Source organism: Pelagicoccus mobilis, from assembly GCF_016595505.1.
Classification (GTDB): domain Bacteria; phylum Verrucomicrobiota; class Verrucomicrobiia; order Opitutales; family Opitutaceae; genus Pelagicoccus; species Pelagicoccus mobilis.
This window is the reverse complement of sequence record NZ_JAENIL010000031.1, coordinates 78,012-96,136: the sequence shown is the minus strand read 5'-3', so window position 1 is coordinate 96,136 and position 18,125 is coordinate 78,012. Positions and strand designations below refer to the sequence as shown.

Here is an 18,125-nt window from a genome sequence, read left to right as displayed (position 1 = left end):
GCGCCGCGCTACGGCGATGAAAAAGCCCTCCGCTGTTGAGCGGAGGGCTTGGAAAATGGCTTAGGGAGTGTGGACCGCTTAGGCCTTGGCGGCTGCCTCGACCTTGCTGCGCATTGCGAAGAGGATGCCGAAGAAGACGATGAGGGCGAGCGGGAAGAGGGTCATGTTGGTGAGGGTAGACTGACCAGCTACGAGCTCAATTTGCTCGGCGTCTACGCCTGCTGCTGTGGCTTCGGCGCGAGCGGAGTCGATCCAGCCACCGATGACTGGGTTCCAGAGTCCGGTAGCGAACATGCCGGCGCCTCCCATGAGGGACATGCCGAGGGCTCCTGTCTTTGGCTGATACTCGCCGACGAAACCGATCATGGTTGGCCAGAAGTAGCAGACGCCGATGGCGAAGACGATTGTGGCGAGGTATACCATTGCTCCGGTCGCGATGCTGAGGAGGTAGATACCAATGGTGGCGACGATTGCCGAGAGCAGGAGAACGCCGATCGGGTTGAGCTTGTGGATGACTGGACCAGCGAACTGGCGGCCGATCGCCATGAGGCCGGTGCCGAGGGCGAGGATGATCATCGGAGAGGCTCCACTTTCAGAGAGGATGCGTCCAACCCACTGCTGGGTGCCGAGCTCGGCGGTAGCGGTGAGGGTCATGCAGACGATCATGAACAGGTAGAGCGGGTGGAAGAGGCTCTTAATATTGGTAGAGGTGGAAGTCTCGATGTTTTCGGACTTCGGGAAGGTCTGGGTGAAGATGTAGATGCCGTAGATGACGGTTGGAACCAGCATGATGGCGATTTGAAGCTGCCAGCCGAGGTTTGCGTCGGTCATGAACTTGGACGAGAGGGCGCCAATTACGATACCGCCAGGGAACCAGACGTGGAAACGGTTGAGCATGGTTGTCTGGTTCTTCGGATACATGTCGGCGATCAGCGGGTTACAAGCTGCTTCGACCGAGCCGTTGGCGAAACCGATGAGGAAGGTGGAGATGAGTAGTCCCCAGAAGCCTCCTGCGAAGATGGTGAGCAAGAGGCCGGCGATGTGGCCGATGAAGGCCATGATCAGGATGTTGCGGGCTCCGAGGAAATTGTAGGCGAGGCCGAGAACCATCATGGCTACGGGAAAGCCGAGGAAGGCCATGGAGTTGACCCAGCCGAGCTGTGTGTCGGAGAGGCCAAAGTCGGTTGAGAGCTGAGAAAGGATGCCGGCGCGGATGGCGAAGGTCATCGCTGTCACGATCAGTGCGAGACAGCTCGCCGTGAACAATTTGGAGGGATTAACGTTACTCATAGATTCTTGCTACACGCAGTTAGGTTCAGTTGAGGGAAGCTGCCATCCACCGAGCGACTCTCGGGCAGGAGGCAGGTTTGTGATTCTAAGGGGTGTTACGCGACGTCGCCACGCGTCCTGGTGGGTTGGGGCCGGAGCGTGAGGATTGGCAACTCGCAACACGATTAGGAATTTCAGGTGTCTGTCCATCCCTAACACCTTAAACGCGTTAATGCTTATGAGTTAAAGTGAAGTTAATGGGGGCTATTGCTTGAGGATGAGTGGCTTTGCGGGACTGATGGTATTTTGCTGTCAAAAACCATTGACAAAGGGGGCGCTCGGTGAATTTTAGTGCTCCTCTTTTTTAGGATGGTGGTAGTAGCTCAGTTGGTTAGAGCACCGGATTGTGATTCCGGGGGTCGCCGGTTCGAGTCCGGTTTATCACCCCATCCTGAAAGGCCTGCAGCTGAGGAACTTAGAGATCTTTGGCTGCAGGCTTTTTTGTAGCTAGTTTTGGGACCCGGGACCGATTGGGGACCATCAGTCGTCCGGATTTCGAGTTTTTCTGCTTTGGTGCAGCTAGAATTGCAGGTGTTTTCAGGCACTATCTAAGTTGTTGGTGATCCAGATCCATTTTTTGAGATTGCCCGTTAATTGAAGTCCAGATGGGAATTGAGCTCTGGGCTGGTTTTTCCCGGTGCAGAAATGGAGCACATACGCCATGGGATGCCTGTGAAACTATTCTGTAACTGATCAATTCGTTTTCTCGGGTGCATAAGTTTTCCTGCAATCTGCTCAGCTGCAGCAAACTTACCTCAGGTATTTTGTTCAGTTAGCCGAACGGCGGAATCTATGGGTAGTAAATACGATTCACTATGGGGGCTCTTGGATGAATTGTCGTATTCATTTTTCGGCCCATCGGTGGAAGATACCTATGATGGAGGCTATGACAAAAAAGATCCAAGCGAGGATGACCTTTATCGAGCGGAGTTGCTGTTAGAACTCGCTAGGTGGGCATGTGAGAGGGTTGAATTACTTGAGCAGACGTGTCCTCATTTAGTGCGTAGGGTCGCCGGAACTAAGTTGAGTTGGCCTATTCTAGCCTACGCCACGCAGGATCGAAAAAACTCATCAAAGCGCGATGGACCTCAAAACAAGCGGATTGAGTTTGAACGTCGAATTAACGCTCTAAAGCTGGGGATGTCCCTTCCGGTGCATTACAATCCCATGCATGATGAGTTCAACTTGGTAATTCTGGATTTTGTCCAAAGAAGATATCTTGAAAAATCTGGACCAGAACCAGCCCTGTATACTCTAGAGTCTTTGAGGAAAGAGTATGAAGGCTGGGGGGTAGATTCTTCCAATCTAAGCCAGTTCGACTTGGATTTACACAACGAAATCGCATCTAAGGAGCTTCGTAAGTACAAGCTCCCAAAGTTGACTAAGAAAACAGCTCGAATATGGGCGGAAGCTATTGTTCTCGACGAGGTTGAAGTACCTGGCATTGAGAGTTTCATAGATCAACGTGGCAATGTCGTTTATCGAGTAGCTTATCCATCCTTGCACAATTCGATTTGTCGAAAGTTGGAGGCTGTTCGAGCCTCGGATTTAAAGGAGGCTTCTAATGCTCTGTCTAGAGGTCCGTCTAAGAAAGAGGTTGCTGAGTCCTGGGAGGAGAAAGCTGAAACAGTTCAGAGATCGATCGAAAGTGGTAGGTTCGAGAAGTCTTATGTGCTGGCTGAAGTTGAAAGTCGTATACAGGGGCTTATAAAGTAATGAAGGCTAGTGTGTCCTCAAGATTTTGTAGGATTGGAGTCTCTAGGAAATCGATATAAGCTCAATTGTAACTTCAAAATGGGGTCGGCAACGCGCCTGAGATCTGGATATTGTCTTTAGCCTTTTCTTTGTGAAGGGATTCGGCAGCAGTAAGTATCTGAGTTCATTGTTTTTGGGCAAATTAGCTCAATCGTTTCTTGAGTAGAATTCTCTGTGTGCTCGGTGTTTTCTGTACTTTTGGAGTATTTGTGTATCCTGCTAAAGTATACAAAGTCAGTGGGTTATGTTTGTTCTGTTAGGTTTCTCCCATGGGGGAGAGTGCTTTAAAATCAGAGAGGGAAGTTCCTAGGTTGAAAGACGCGATTTATGATTAGTCGCGAAGCCTAGAAATGAGCAAACTAATTGAGAAGAAAATACAGCTACGTTTGAGGGAGATTTTGCTATGTGTAGCGAATCCTCCCTCTGATATGACCCTAGTTGGGTCCCCACCGAGTCTTTGCTGCTCAGACAAACGGTTGAGGGGCTGCTTTTTCTCCATTGAGGCTTTAGGTAATGTGGGAGAAGCTGAGTTTTGTGTTCGCCTTGCTAATGGATCGAACCAGCGGTGTCAACGCGTACTCACTGATTTCTGTATCCGGATTTTGAGGTCGATTTCTATCGTGGGTAGAAATCGAATTCGGTAAGCTTTGTTTGGTAGCGAGGATGGATACATCTGACTTTCAGACTATTGCTTTGACCATGCTTGCCGAATTGAAGGCAGAAGTCGCAAGCTTGCGTGAAGAAAGAAATGATGTTAATGTATCTTACGAATGGATACGAAGAGAAGTTGGGTGGGGCGATTTGTCGGACTCTGCAATCTATCACCGCCTCAGACGAAGGCACATATACCAAAAATCAAAAGGGTTTTGGAGTCGGAAAGAAATCGAAAAGGAATTTTTGCGGTAGAAAATCGTAAGCTATTGAAGCATGAGTGGATGGTGCTGGGTAACTGGCTTTCGGCCGAGTAGTGATGAATTAGCCTTGATCGATCGGTTGCAAGTAGAGGATGGATAGTGGAAACAACCGGAAGCCCTTCGTGCGTTGGTAGAGATTGTTTTACATCCGAACAATCTAGTCTAGGGCGTGAGTGCGAGTCTATTTGTGACTCAGGTTCGATAGGGGTCCATATAGGAGTCTTTTTCAGTTTGCGACTCTGCTTTAAGGTGTTTTAATTCAAGGGTTTATGATTTTTAGTTACTGGGATCGGGAGAAGTTGGACTGAATTGAAATCAAGTGTATGAGGAGGTATGCTTGCTCGTCCGGCTGGAACTCTAGGGAATTGTGGCGGCGTCATTCCCCTATTCGGGGGATAGACCTGTCTCGAGTGATCCGGTAACATCTCTTCATCTCACACGACCTGAACCCAGAGCATGGCTGTCGATTGAACAGAAATCGGGTCGTTCACTTTCACCTCAGATTACCTCTAAGCACTCAACCCCCTCTATTCTTCCTCTGCGATAAAGATTGGCAGAGCTCTTTTCGCGTAGTCCGCGAGGTGCTCCCTAAAGCGAAGTCGAAGAGCCTGACACAACGTGACTGACCATATCTCATTAAAGACTAAAGTAGCCTATGGCCTGGGAGCCTTGGGCAAAGACTTTGGTTGCGCCCCAATCTACATTTTCCTGATGTTCTACTTCACGGACATCGCCGGACTTGAAGCAGCGTTTGTGGGGACCATGTTCCTGTTCGCTCGGTTCATAGATGCGGTGACGGATCCGATGATGGGTATGGTCGTTGATAATACCAAGAGTCGGTTTGGCAAATTCAGACCTTGGATCGTTATTGGTACACTGGTTAACGCCGTGGTGGTTCTTGCCTTGTTCAAAGCTCACCTGTTCGAGGGGACGAGCCTTTATGTGTATGCAACCATCGCCTACATCGTTTGGGGTGTGACGTACACGATTATGGACATCCCCTTCTGGTCGATCATCCCAGCCCTGTCCAAGAGTCGCCCTGAGCGCGAAAAGCTAGTTGTTTGGCCACGTATATTCGCGAGTATGGCTTGGTGGTTAGTCGGTGCTTATGGACTGGTCACGGTCAGCTACTTTGGCAATGGCGACCAAGCGGAAGGCTTCTTCAATGCGTCTCTCGCCATTTGCGTGGTGTTCATCGCCAGCGCTTTCATCGTGTTCTTCAATGTAAAGGAAAAGGTTAACACCAAGGTCCATTCCAAGTTCACTCCCAAAGACGTTATCGCCATAATTAAAAACAACGATCAGCTGAGAATCCTGATCGGATGCGTATTGGCGTTCCAGGTGGCCAACATGATGATCGGCGGCTTCGCCCTGTATTACTTCAAGTATGTCGTAGGCACGGAGGGGTTGTTTTCTGAATACATGTGGGCCGCGGGTCTGTCTGAGATCGCCGGGGTATTCCTGCTTCCTCACTTAGCAAGCAGACTTCCAAGGAAATGGATGTGGCTGCTCGCATGTACTCTCCCGATTATTTCCTGCTCGGTGCTCTATGCCGCAGGTATCATTTCTCCTCAAACTGCGATCTTCGTCGCTATCTCTGGCGGTATTGTGAAGTTTGGAGTAGGCATGTTCAACGTGCTGTCCACGGTTATGCTAGCCGATGTCGTCGATTACGGCGAGCACAAGACCGGCATGCGGAGCGAGAGCGTGATTTTCTCAGTTCAAACCATGCTTGTGAAGCTTGCTGGGGCATTGTCCGCCTTTATGACCGGGGTAGGCTTAAGCATCATCGGATATGAAGCCAACGTAGAGCAGAGCGAATCGACTGTTACAGGGATCCAGTTCCTGATGCTCGGCATGCCCAGCATTCTGATGCTTTTAAGCGCTTTTATATATAAGAAGTATTATAAGATGCATGAGGGCTTTGATGAAAAGGCTTTCGAGCCGGCGATAAAAACCGAGGCCCAAGGATGAGTCGCGAAAACCTAGGTCATGTTTTGTATTCGTGAAGGTGTGACAAACAAACGAATGAATAAAGCGAGAAGTTTCCAAGATATCGTCAACGCTGAGGACTGGCAGAATCAACGAGTCGTCAAGCTCAATACTGTGAGTCCTCATAGTCCATTATATGGATACGCATCCCGTGAGGAAGGGATGGCTGGAGGTAGCGGCAGTAGGCGGCTTTTGAACGGAGCTTGGAAGTTCAAGCTCTTCGATGCTCCGGCGAGCGTAGAGGCGGCGGCTGTGGAAGCAGGTTTCGAAGATGAGGGCTGGAGTGATATACAGGTTCCGGCGAATTGGCAGCTTCAAGGCTATGACCGGCCTATCTACACCAACGTTAAGTACCCGTTCGAGGACAATGCTCCTTTTACTCCTGAAGAGAACCCGACGGGCGTTTACAGAACCCGCTTCACTCTTACTGAGGCAGACTTGGAAGGATTTACGAAAATCGTCTTCGACGGTGTGAGTAGCGCTATGCATCTATGGCTCAACGGTGTGTGGGTCGGATACAGCCAAGACAGTCGAACGGCTGCCGAGTTCGATCTCAGCTCCTACCTGCGTGTGGGTGAGAACACGATTGTTGTAATGGTCATACGATGGAGCGACGGGTCCTACCTCGAGGACCAGGATATGTGGTGGCTCAGTGGTATATTTCGTGACGTTTATCTCTACCGGAAGCCGGAAATCGCCATCGCTGATGTACAAATCCAAGCGAAACTAGACAAGGAGTTTAGAAACGCCACACTCACGGTCTCGACCTTCATCACCCAATGCAGCGATGTGCATGCTCTGAAACTCCAGTTGTTTGACGATGCCTCAAATGAGGTTGCGCTATTAGGCGAGACAACCGTCTCAACCGCGGAGAAGGAGGTTGATGAGAAGGGACCTTACCGTGACCGTTTTTTTCAAACGCTTGGCGTCACGAACCCCAAGCATTGGTCAGCTGAATCTCCCTATCTTTATCGTTGCGTGCTCAGTCTTCTCGACGTGGATGGCAAAGTCATCGATTGTGAGGCCTACAACGTTGGTTTCAGGAATGTAGAGGTTTCTGATGGTCTGCTCAAACTAAACGGTAAGCCACTGCTCATTCGCGGAGTTAATCGGCACGAGCACGATCCCAAGACTGGCCACTACATCAGCAGAGAAAGCATGATAGCTGACATAAAGCTGATGAAGCAGCTCAATTTCAATGCTGTCCGTACGGCGCATTATCCGAACGCCCCTCTTTGGTACGATTTGTGCGACGAATACGGCCTCTATGTGGTAGATGAGGCAAACATAGAATCGCACGGGCAATTCCCAATGGGCAGGTTGTCCAACGATATCAGCTGGATAGACGCCTACATGCAGCGCATGAGCGGTATGGTAGAACGCGATAAGAATCATCCATCCGTTATCATTTGGTCTCTGGGCAATGAGTCCGGACTCGGGCTAAACCACCATGCGATGTATCAGTGGACCAAGCAAAAGGATCCAACCCGCCCTGTTCAATACGAAGGGGGAGGAGCACAGTCCGCGGCTACCGACATCATCGCGCCTATGTATGCGCGTCACCATAAGGATTTGCCTCACGATACGAACACGCGTTACGCATTGGACAAATGGATCGCAATGCCGGGCGAGAGCCGACCATTGATTTTGTGCGAGTACGCTCATGCCATGGGAAACAGCCTTGGTGGCTTCTTCAAGTATTGGGAGAACTTTCGAAAACACGATCGCCTGCAAGGCGGTTTCATATGGGATTGGGTAGACCAGGGGCTTTCTAAGCAGGACGAGGACGGTCGAGAATACTGGGCTTATGGTGGCGACTTCGGAGATAGCGTAAACGACAGGCAATTCTGTATAAACGGTCTCGTGTTTCCTGATCGCACGCCTCATCCATCTGCATTGGAAGCGAAGAAAGCCCAGGAGTTCTACCAGTTCAAATTGGTGGGCAACGATCCTATTAGCGTCGAGGTTACCAGTGAACACTTGTTCTCCGACGACTGCAAAAAACGACTTAGGTTGAGCGTCTTAAAAGAGAAGGAAGTCGTTCACGTGCAGGAGATGGATTTCTCTATTGATCCGGAATCAACGCTTCAGATCAAATCCCAGGATACGATCGATTACGCTTCTGACTTCGATTACTGGCTCAACCTCGATGTGATCATTGACGAGGATTTGCCATGGTGCGAAAAAGGGCAAGTGGTAGCGGAAGCGCAGCTCAAACTTAGCTCGAAGGATGTTCTCAGCATCGATGGCGATATGGATTCGAAAGCGCCAGAGATTACTGATCAGAATGAAGAACGTATCCTGATAAAGGATACCGATTTCGAGCTTGTCTTCGACGCTAGGACGGGCGGACTAAACAGCTGGAGAAAGGGCGGCAAGGAGCTTCTCGGTTACGGTCTTAGAGACAACTTCTTTCGAGCTCCCATCGATAACGACATCGGCACCAGTGAGGTTGATCGAGTTGATCCAAATACCTATCTTGCCAAGTGGGAACGTCTCGGTTTGGACAAGCTGAATCAAGACTGTACAAATATCTCGCTCTCCGTGGATGAGTGGTATGCAACGGTTACAGCGGAGTTTAGCTATTCCAATGAAGAGCGAGAATTGCTCAGAAGCGCTTGGCAGTACAGGGTAGATAGTTCTGGGAAGATTTCCCTTACGGTTGATGTTACCGCGAGCAAGCTCATCGAAACTTTGCCTCGAGTCGGCCTTGCTTTTTCTTTGCTTTCAATGCCCGATTCTCTGCAGTGGTTCGGTAGGGGGCCTCACGAAAACTACCCTGATCGCAAGTCGAGTGCACGTATGGGATTGTATTCGAGCAGTATCGAATCCATGCATACGGATTACATATTTCCTAGCGAAAATGGACTGCGCTGCGATACGCGGGAACTTCAGGTCGGAGGAATCGTTGTCTCGGGAGACTTCCATTTCGGCGTCAGTCCCTACACGCAACAGAACCTTGCAAAGGCCAAGCACACTAGCGATCTCGTTAAAACTCAGGAGCTACACGTGCGAATTGACGGATTTCACATGGGCGTGGGAGGAGATGATTCTTGGAGCGCTAGCGTGCATGACGAGTACCTGTTGAATCAGGCGGAATATCGTTACGAGCTTACGTTAAAGGCAGAGGGTAGTGTCTGATGTTCGATCTTACCTTTGCTGACTAAGATACCCTGACCACTTTCTCTTAGGGAAAAACCCTTTGGCGGAAGGTTTCTGAGGTGAGCAATTTTCACGCTCTCGTAAATATCCTCTCCGATGGAGGCGTGGATCAGAGGGTATCGAATATGTAAGTGATGACGCTTCTAGCCGGAACTACTATTTCCTCGTCTCCTTTGTGCTCTACGAGGTCTGAGTATTTATTGGTCAAATACGATTTCGCCAGTTTCGTATCCTGAAAAGAGCCGCCGTTTGTGAAGTCGATCATGAGCTCTTCGTCCTTGTGCCCGGAATTAATGGCGATCAAAACGATCTGAGATGAATCGCCGCTGAGGTAGGCTGAAGCGGCGACTCCGTTTATGTTGTCAGCCCCAGAAAGAGCGACTCGTTTGAAGCCAGGCCTAATGAAGCGGCTGTAGTTTCCCAAAGCCCACATAAGCTTTGAAGGGGTCACGCTTTCGGGGGCGAGATCTGGATCAACCTTGATCAGCCCATCCTTGTAGTCGTAGGGAGTCATAGCCAGCCACCAGTGCCAGGCAGACACATTTAGTCTGGTCAAATCACGGTGGATCACTCTCGCGACATGCAAAGCGAGTTCCATGTCCAAGGGATCGAATCCGGGACCAGAAAAACTTCGCACGTCTCCAGGCTCTCCCATGATGCAGAATTCGCTCATCCACAGTTTCGCATCAGGTGAAACCTTCTGAACGCTTTTAAGTGTAAGATCCCTTAGTCGGTTCATTCGTTCGCTGTTGGCATCCGAAAAATACCCATGCATCGAAAGCTTGTTGCCCAGTATGGATCTCATTTCTGGATCTCCCAGGAGCTCGTCAATATAGTTTCGATACAAACCATTGAGTGACTTGTTCATGCCTCCATTGTAGATTTGATCGTCGAACTTGAGCTTGTAGGGATCAGATAAAGCCGCGGTGTACTCTACGGCTTCCGCACCATCTAAGTGAATGACTTCCGAAAGTCCTGATTTCTTGAGAGACGCATGCACGGATTTGTACACCGCTTTAAGCTCATCCATATTGTATCGATTCCCTTCTTGGGATTCGCCTTCCCATTCCCACGTTGGCTCATTGACAGGGCTCAAATGGTTGACGGGTACGCCGACGTATTCGCTTCTTAGGTACGTAATAACTTCCGAAAGGAAGTCCGCGAAGGAATGTAGATGTTTGGGGTCCAGATTGGACGATCCGACACCTTCGCCTTTGCTAGGATGAGACAAACCGTTTTTGGTCGCCCATACTGGAGGGCTGTTCACGAAGGCGACGAACTCGGATACTCCTCTTTCGTGGGCTTCCTTGAGCAGTCGTACTTGCCCAGCTTGTTTCGAATGGTCCACTTCGCCTCCAGGGCGGGAAACAAATAGTTCTGCTCTCCTGTAGGGATCTGGAATTCGGCTTTTCTCGCCTTGCTCCGAGCTGCCAGCTCCGATGTTGAATCTCCAAGCTGATAATCCGATTCCCTCCGCCGTGGAGAAAAGGAGATTGGCAAGGTGTTCTATGGCCTTCTCGTCCCCAGTGGAGGCCCACTTTCGAATCGCTGGATCGATACTCCAAGCGTCTGAAGCTCCAAAACTTTCAATTGTCTGGTACTTGAGGCCCAAATCAACCTCAACTCGAGATCCAAGAATAGCAGGGACTGGAAACATGAGCATCAGGAAAAAACAAAGCAATGGTTTCATACTTAAAGGGGTGGACTTTTATTGGTGTATCGCAGTCGCGATTATAGCACTAACGAGGAGTGTTCTCATTCACCCTTTTGGGGGATTTTGTGTGCGAGACGATTAGCTCGAATTTCTCGACAGAAGTCTGTGTTGATCCCGAATCCGTGACGCTTTTGTGGGTCAAACTGTTTGCTGACTGTTTTCTTTGGGTGTGAGAGGCCAAATTGACCTCGTGTAAGAAAAAACGAATGGCATGAAGTGAAGTTGATACAAAAATTGAGTTTGCATAGGAGAGAGCAGTGGGGAACGCTGACGATCAGTGGTATCATCCTGCATGAGCGAAAAAGTACGTATCGGAATTGTGGGATTGGGCTTTGGTAGCGAATTTATACCCATTTATCAAAATCACCCTCAGGCGGAAATGGTAGCGATTTGCCAACGCAACGTCGATAGCCTGAATCAGATCGGTGACGCGTTTGGAGTCGAGAAACGCTTCACGGACTATCAGGAGATGCTTGCGGATCCGGATATCGATGCGATCCACATAAACACTCCGATACCAGCGCATGCCGAACAAAGTATCCAGGCTTTGAATGCAGGTAAGCATTGCGCTTGTACGGTTCCGGCCGCGACCAATTTAGAAGCTCTGAAGGGGATTGTTCGTGCTCAGATTTCTTCAGGTAAAAAGTACATGATGATGGAGACCGTTGTTTACGCTCGGGAGTACTTGTACGTGAAGGATCTCTACGATAGCGGGGAGATGGGGAGACTTCAGTTCCTCCGTGGTTCTCACCAGCAGGAGATGGCGGGCTGGCCGGGATACTGGGAAGGTCTACCTCCGATGCACTATGCGACACATTGTATTGGCCCATTGCTTGCCCTTTCAGGCAAATTAGCGGAGAGCGTCGTGTGTCATGGTTCGGGACGTATCGACGAAGCTCTCATCTTGAAGAATGGCTCTCCGTTTGCAATCGAGACAGCAACTCTTTCTCTCAAGGACAGCGATGTTAAAGCGGAGGTCACCCGTTCGCTCTTCAATACGGCGCGCCAATACAGGGAGAGCTTTGATGTTTATTGTAGCGATGTCTCTTGGGAGTGGACCTTGATCGAGCACGAGCAGAGCGTTTTACATAGAGGAGAGGACCCGGAGCGGGTGTCTGTTCCGGATTTCGCCGATCGCCTGCCGGAGGGTATCCGCAAGTTTACTACGAAGGGTGTGTATGACCTCTCGGAGAATACTCACCTTTCCTTTAAGCAGGGGAGTGGCCATGGAGGTTCTCATCCGCATTTAGCCCACGAGTTTGTTTCTGCAATTGTGGAGGATAGAGAACCTTTCCCAAATGCCGTGCAGTCAGCAAACTGGACCGCGGCAGGACTTTGCGCTCATGAGTCGGCAATGAGGGACGGGGAGCGTGTCCAGATTCCTGACTTTCTGAGTCTCTAGATGTGTTAGTAGTAGGGACGGCTCGCTCCTTGGGGCAGGGGCGAGCCTATTCCTTGTAGGCGATAGGCTGAAGAGGAATGTCCGGATCTGGGCTTGGTATTGCGGACAGGAGCGATCTTGTGTATCCATGTTCTGGATTTGAAAAAAGCTCTGAGGTTGTTTTGGACTCAACAACTTCACCTTTGCGCATTACCAGTACGCGGTCGCAAATGTGTTTTACTACGCTTAGATCGTGGGCGACGAAAATATAGGTGAGCTGAAACTCTTCCTGCAGATCTTGAAGAAGGTTTATTACTTGCGCTTGTACCGAGACGTCGAGCGCAGAAACGGACTCGTCGGCGACGATTAGGGATGGCTTCATTATGAGCGCTCGAGCGATTCCAATCCGTTGTCTTTGACCACCAGAAAAGGCGTGCGGATAGCGGTTTAGGTGTTCGGCGGCTAGGCCGACTTTTTCGAGAATGCTGACGACTTGCTCTTTTAGGGCTGCCCCTTTGGAGAGCTTGTGTATGAGCATTGGCTCGGCGACGGTTTCTCCCACGGTCATTCTTGGATTGAGTGAGGAGAATGGATCTTGGAAGATCATTTGCATCTCTTGTCGCAGAGGCTTGAGTTGCTTCTCGCTTAGTTGGGCTAGGTCCAAGGGACCATTCCTCGACTGAAAGATCACTTCTCCCTCACTGGGTTCGAGAGCTCTCAGGACGCATCGGGCGCAGGTTGTCTTACCGGAGCCGCTTTCGCCGACGATGCCTAAGGTCTCTCCTGGCATCAGGTCGAAATTGACGTCATTTACTGCGGTGAAGTTATCTACCACGCGACGAACCACGCCATCGCTGTAGATGGGAAATCGCTTGCTGAGACGTTTGACGCTTAGAATAGGTTTGGTTGTTGGCATGGGTAGAGACTTATTTGGAATGGCGAGCGGCCTCTTCTGGGGCGAGCGCTACGGATCGACCTGCTCCGATTTCTATGAGTTCAGTATGAGTCGAGATATCGGTGTCGCCTAGGACCGAGTCGATGGTTGGGAGCCGAGCTCCTAAGTTCTTCTGGCTCGGAATGGCTGCGAGGAGGGCTTTGGTGTACGGGTGTAGTGGATCTTTCAGTACTTGTCTCACGCTACCTTTCTCGACAATCCGTCCTTTGTACATGACTGCGACATCGTCTGCGATTTGGGCGACGACGCCTAGGTCATGGGTGATGAATATCACGGATGTTCCAGTTTCCTTCTGCAATTTGGAAAGCAGGGTGAGGATCTGAGCCTGTATGGTGACGTCGAGCGCGGTGGTCGGCTCGTCTGCGATGATGATTTCCGGTTCGCAGATAAGCGCCATGGCGATTACAACGCGTTGTCTCATGCCGCCTGAGAATTCGTGGGGGTATTGTTTTAGGCGAGTCGCCGGATCGGTGATTCCTACTTTTTCGAGCATTTCGATTGCGACTCGTTCCGCCTCCTTTTTGTCCACGCTCTTGTGGAGGAAAAGAGCTTCGCAGAGTTGATTCCCTATCGAGTGAACTGGGCTGAGGGCAGTCATCGGCTCTTGGAAGATCATTCCGATCTTTCCTCCACGAATTTTGAAGAGGAGGTCGTCTTTCTCGCTTAAGGTGGTGATATCCACCGGGTTTCCCTTCTTGGGGTAAAATAGTATTTGTCCATTGGATACTCTTCCCGGAGCTTGAATCAAGCCGAGTATCGCGTTTGCGGTTACGCTTTTGCCGGAGCCGCTCTCGCCAACGACTGCGAGGACTTTTCCTCGAGGTACGTCGTAGGAAACGTTGCGGACGGCTTCGAATGCCCCGTCCTCCGAGTCGAATGTCACGCTCAGTTCTCTAATGCTTAAGGCGTTTTCGTTTGGGTTGGGCATGGGAGAGCTAGTGGGAGGATTGACTTGCCGGGTTTAACGATGGATTGTCATGGAAGCGTTGCCAAAGGGAGCGAATGTAGCGAGGAACGGCAGCGCAGGCGAGGTAGGGATCGCCCGGAATGCCTGCTCCCTGGGAGGCGATGGGACCTTTGAAACCATTGCTCCAAAGGTAGCCTAGAATTCCGGCGATGTCGATTTCTCCTTGGTCGATCTGGACGGCACTAAACCAGCCCGGCGATACTTTCGCGTTGGTCATCACGGCGTAATTGAGTGGGCTCATCTTAGGGAGTTCGAGGCTTTCTTCGAGGGTACAGCTATTGTCGTTTGCGTACCAGTGATGGCAGCAGAAACTTGCTGCAACCGCTTGGGCATCGGCGTCGGATAGAATCTTCGATAGGGACTGGGGGGTGTCGCATATCCAGTCGATGTGCGGATAGAGATAGACTTTTACTTGGTTTTGGGCTGCTGCTCGGTCCACTGCTTCTATGATTTGGGCGGCCCGTTCCCAGTGGCGCTCTTCCGCTTTTGCGGAGCCACGTTCAGCGATCGTCTCTCCGCCGAGTTCGTCAGTCCCGCTTAAGGAAAGGGTCATGTAGGTATTACCCCCGATCTGAGCAATCTTGTGGATGCGTCTTTCCAGCAGGGCGATTTCGGAGTCGATGTTCTCGGCTTGAGCGTCAATGACCGCTTGGGTGCTATAGTGAAAACCGAGGTGAGTGAAGGCGTGCTTTTCGAGGAGTGGTTCTATGTTTGCCCAGTCCTTTTCGAAGTCCATCATTACGAACTCGAAGCCGTCGAAGCCGCAGTCTTTGGCGATAGCGAACTTGGTTTTCCAGGAGTAGCTCCGTTTGTAACCTTCAAAAAAGTTGTCGAAGAGAATAATCGGGTTCATCGAAATTTGTTCCAATTGTGTGTGACACTTAATGAGTATCGGAAAAAAGAGTACGGTACGCTTTAGTCGTCTGGGGTTAGTGGGTTCGCTGTAGGTCGCGTCGGTAGCGAAGGGGGGTCTGGTTGTACTTTCTCTTGAAGGCTCCGATAAAGCCCGCAACCGAAGTGTAGCCTACGTTTTCCGCAACGCGGCCGATGGATAGGTCAGTATCCTTGAGAAGTTTGCTGGCGATCGCCAATTTTCCATTTCGGATTACCTTTCCTGGTGTGGCGGTTTGCCATTGACTGCGAAGCTTACGCGAGAAGTGTGTTCGGGAATATCCGATTTCTTCGGCAAGCGCTTTGACGTTCTTGACCGTGTGGTAAGGGATGATACGCGAGTCGCAATCGCTAAAGTCGAGCTCGCTGGCGAATGGGTTTCCGTATGTATCCAAATACTGGTGCAAGGTGGAAATGAAATCGTAGACCTCTTGGGAATGCTCTTCGACGCTTTCCGTTCGTTGAGCGCGTTGGGGCAAGCTCAATAGTGACCGGATCGGGGGGGAGTCGTGGGGCAGTTTTGCGAGGTGTCCGTGTTTCTCGATGATATCCTGAACTGCGCGAATCGTGGGTACTCCGAAGAGCGCTACGGTGCTTCGCTTCCAGCGTTTACTCGCGGTATTGGGAGTGAAGGAGATGTTTGAGGGCGATGGGTAGAGGATGAGATCTCCGGGAGTGAGATGGTAGCGTTTGGTTTTCCAGCAAACCGTGGCCGATCCGGAGTGAGTGTAAGTGAAAAAACACTTTTTGCGGAAGGGTTCGAAGGACATGTCGATAGGTGTATCGATGGTTTCCCTACGGTGGTGCAGACCTATTGTAAAATAGGGAAGCGCGTTGCGTTGATCGTTTTCCAGGGTGTAGCAACCTTCGTCTGCGAAGGCTGGAGTCTCTTGGTGGTAGGATGTGAGGAGGGCTTTCTTCTTCGCCTGGATTTCCTTTTCAGCTTCGTGAAGGGAATAGTGGTCTAGGTTGAGATAGCGTGGCGTGACGAATCGAGCTGCGTTCGGATCTTTTCGGTAAGCTTGGGGCGTTAGCCCTGTCTTTTTCTTGAAGGAGCTGATGAAGGCCGAGAGAGAAGCGTACCCTGCTTCCAGAGCGACTTGATAGACTTTGAGATCGCTGTCGCGAAGGTTCAGCATCGCCCATTCTATTCTAAGCGAGTGCTGGATTTCCGCTAGATTGGCGCCCCACTCATCGCGTATGTAACGGCTGATCAAAGTGCGGGAGCACCCTTTCGCTTGGGTGATTTCCTTAACCGATTGCTTTGCGAACTCCATCATGGCGATATCGCCTTTCGAGAGTTTCAAGAGGATGCCGAAGGGAAGTCTGTGATTGGAGAGGTATTGATTCAATGAGCAGAGCCAACGATTTGCCTGGCGGGCTTTTTGGTGAGGAGATTCGTCGTCGCTCTTTGGTTGAGTGGCGGTGGTCAAAGCGAATTGGATGGCAGCTGAGGAAGATGGTAATTCATAGTAGGCACCGTATTCGCTGCGCAGATACTTTGCATGGTGGAGGCTTTGCTTCCCGGAGAGTTCGACGATGATGAATTCCCAGTCAGAGGATCGTTGGTGTTGTTCTATGCTCGTTCCGGATATGGTGGGGATTGAAAGGACGGAACCGGGTTTCAGCAGGTACCTCAGGCCTTGGATACTGAGAGTCGCCCCTCCGGCGGTTGTGATAATCCAGATTGCGGTATCGCCCGAGGACGCTCGGCACAGTCGGTCGAGTTTGAAGGTCTCACCTGAGTGTAGGCTCCATTCCTTTACTCGGATACAGGAAGGGGGAGTGCACGTGTAGGAAGGGTGGGATTGCTTTGTATTTTGTCGTAGAGCTAAGGGCTGCGTGGATGGGGGAGACATATTGAGTCCTTTCAAGGACTCATGTCGTAGAGTGTCTGGCAATTCCTAGATTGCTCTCAGTGCCCTGGATGGTTCGGAAATTGAATTTATCCCGTAATGGAAGCCGTAGTGAGCGTCCGTGTTCAGGTATTGGATGCTGGACGTGTCAGCTCATGCCAAAAAGAGGGAGCATCTCGGTGATCGTCGAAAAACGAGTACTCGCCCTTCGAGCAGAATTCGTGAAGGGCGGTGGTCATGGGGAGCTGGAAGCTCCGCTTGGCGGCATCGTCGGTGAAATACGGGAGCTCTCGGAACTTGACGCTGATGTTGCTGCCATTTCCCTTGAGGACTTCAGCGGCGACGTTGCGGATCCGGTCGTCCCAGGAGTCTGGCCAGATTTCCTCGATTTGCTCGAGGGAGAGTCCGGTGTTTTGAGCGTAGGCGAGGATTTCCAGGTACATGGCGTTCTCGAATGCCATTTTGAGTTGGTTAACTCCTTTCATGGCCTGGCCGGAACCTGTTTCTCCACAATGGTAGATCATGCCGTCGCCTCCGATCACAACGAGAACGGGACGTGCTTTTTCGAGGGTTTGAACGCTGCCGCCTGCAAAGATTTTAAGACAACGGTTTTCTGCTCCGTATTTTCCGCCGGATACAGGACAGTCGATGAGAGTGGCGCCTCGTTCGTCGAATTTCTTGCTCAATTCGATGAACGCCGAGCTTACAGTGGTGCCAGTCTCAATCACTAGCTGGTTGGGGCGTATTCTTGGCAGGATTTCGTTTTCCGCGACGGATAGGAAGGCTTTGCTGCTGGGGAGGCTTGTAAGGATGATATCGCTTTTTTCGACAAGGTCAGCGATATCCTTGGCAGGGGTTACTCCCTTCTGAGCGACCTGTTCAAGCTTTTCGGGTTGCAGGTCGAAGCCTACACTTGGAAAGCCGCTTGCAGCGAGATTGATGGAGTAGGCGGCTCCCATATCCCCAAGTCCGATAACGCCGATAGTTGGTTTGCTGGTCATAATACTGATTTGCGAGTTCTATCCCCTTTATGGCAGATCAGTCCCCATGGCGGGGAGGCAAAAGTGCGACTGCTGCTACAGAATTTGAGTTTGTTCGGGAAGTAGCTTTCCTGATGCGAAGTGCGCTTCAAAAATTCAAATTATGACATTCAAAGAAGTATGCAATGGATGCTGGATGATCTATCATTGAGGGACTCGGCGCTTCGGG

The 18,125-nt window shown here is 50.7% G+C and carries 11 protein-coding genes and 1 tRNA gene; 5 read left to right on the top strand and 7 right to left on the bottom strand.

The window, feature by feature from the left end:
* Window positions 1-78: 78 nt before the first annotated feature.
* Window positions 79-1,290, bottom strand: a complete 1,212-nt coding sequence (locus tag JIN87_RS16765; RefSeq protein ID WP_200356747.1) for an MFS transporter — start codon at window positions 1,288-1,290, stop codon at window positions 79-81.
* A 351-nt stretch (window positions 1,291-1,641) separates the two neighbouring features.
* Between JIN87_RS16765 and JIN87_RS16760 the strand changes: the two genes are divergently transcribed.
* The 4 genes from JIN87_RS16760 (at window position 1,642) to JIN87_RS16745 (ending at window position 9,131) form a co-directional block, all read left to right on the top strand.
* Window positions 1,642-1,718: transfer RNA gene (locus JIN87_RS16760), tRNA-His, on the top strand.
* Between the two features lie 403 nt (window positions 1,719-2,121).
* A complete protein-coding gene (locus JIN87_RS16755) occupies window positions 2,122-3,045 on the top strand; it encodes a hypothetical protein (protein ID WP_200356746.1) in 924 nt (307 codons plus the stop codon).
* 1,571 nt (window positions 3,046-4,616) lie between these two features.
* Window positions 4,617-5,972 (top strand): melibiose:sodium transporter MelB, encoded by a 1,356-nt coding sequence (gene melB, locus JIN87_RS16750; RefSeq protein WP_200356745.1) that lies wholly within the window; start codon window positions 4,617-4,619, stop codon window positions 5,970-5,972.
* Between the two features lie 54 nt (window positions 5,973-6,026).
* A complete protein-coding gene (locus tag JIN87_RS16745) occupies window positions 6,027-9,131 on the top strand; it encodes a beta-galactosidase (RefSeq protein ID WP_200356744.1) in 3,105 nt (1,034 codons plus the stop codon).
* Window positions 9,132-9,261: 130 nt separating this feature from the next.
* Here the strand turns inward: JIN87_RS16745 and JIN87_RS16740 are convergent, their stop codons facing one another.
* The gene (locus JIN87_RS16740) at window positions 9,262-10,842 is read right to left on the bottom strand and encodes a glycoside hydrolase (RefSeq protein WP_200356743.1); all 1,581 of its coding nucleotides are present in this window, start codon (window positions 10,840-10,842) and stop codon (window positions 9,262-9,264) included.
* Window positions 10,843-11,158: 316 nt separating this feature from the next.
* Here JIN87_RS16740 and JIN87_RS16735 point away from each other — a divergent pair, with 316 nt between their 5' ends.
* Window positions 11,159-12,268 carry a Gfo/Idh/MocA family protein gene (locus JIN87_RS16735; protein ID WP_200356742.1) on the top strand — a complete coding sequence of 370 codons (1,110 nt, stop codon included), beginning with the start codon at window positions 11,159-11,161 and terminating at the stop codon, window positions 12,266-12,268.
* 46 nt (window positions 12,269-12,314) lie between these two features.
* On the opposite strand, the gene JIN87_RS16730 is transcribed toward JIN87_RS16735, so the two are convergent.
* From JIN87_RS16730 to JIN87_RS16710, 5 genes are all read right to left on the bottom strand, one after another.
* Complete coding sequence (locus JIN87_RS16730; protein WP_200356741.1) at window positions 12,315-13,163, bottom strand: ABC transporter ATP-binding protein; 849 nt, start codon at window positions 13,161-13,163, stop codon at window positions 12,315-12,317.
* 10 nt (window positions 13,164-13,173) lie between these two features.
* Window positions 13,174-14,130, bottom strand: coding sequence for an ABC transporter ATP-binding protein (locus JIN87_RS16725; protein WP_200356740.1), 957 nt, complete (start codon window positions 14,128-14,130; stop codon window positions 13,174-13,176).
* A gap of 7 nt (window positions 14,131-14,137) precedes the next feature.
* A complete protein-coding gene (locus JIN87_RS16720) occupies window positions 14,138-15,022 on the bottom strand; it encodes a sugar phosphate isomerase/epimerase family protein (RefSeq protein ID WP_200356739.1) in 885 nt (294 codons plus the stop codon).
* A gap of 76 nt (window positions 15,023-15,098) precedes the next feature.
* On the bottom strand, window positions 15,099-16,919 hold the full coding sequence (locus JIN87_RS16715) for a helix-turn-helix transcriptional regulator (protein ID WP_200356738.1): 1,821 nt from the start codon (window positions 16,917-16,919) through the stop codon (window positions 15,099-15,101).
* Between the two features lie 122 nt (window positions 16,920-17,041).
* Window positions 17,042-17,917: an NAD(P)-dependent oxidoreductase gene (locus JIN87_RS16710; protein WP_200356737.1), complete on the bottom strand. Its 876-nt coding sequence runs from the start codon at window positions 17,915-17,917 to the stop codon at window positions 17,042-17,044.
* Between the last annotated feature and the right edge of the window lie 208 nt (window positions 17,918-18,125).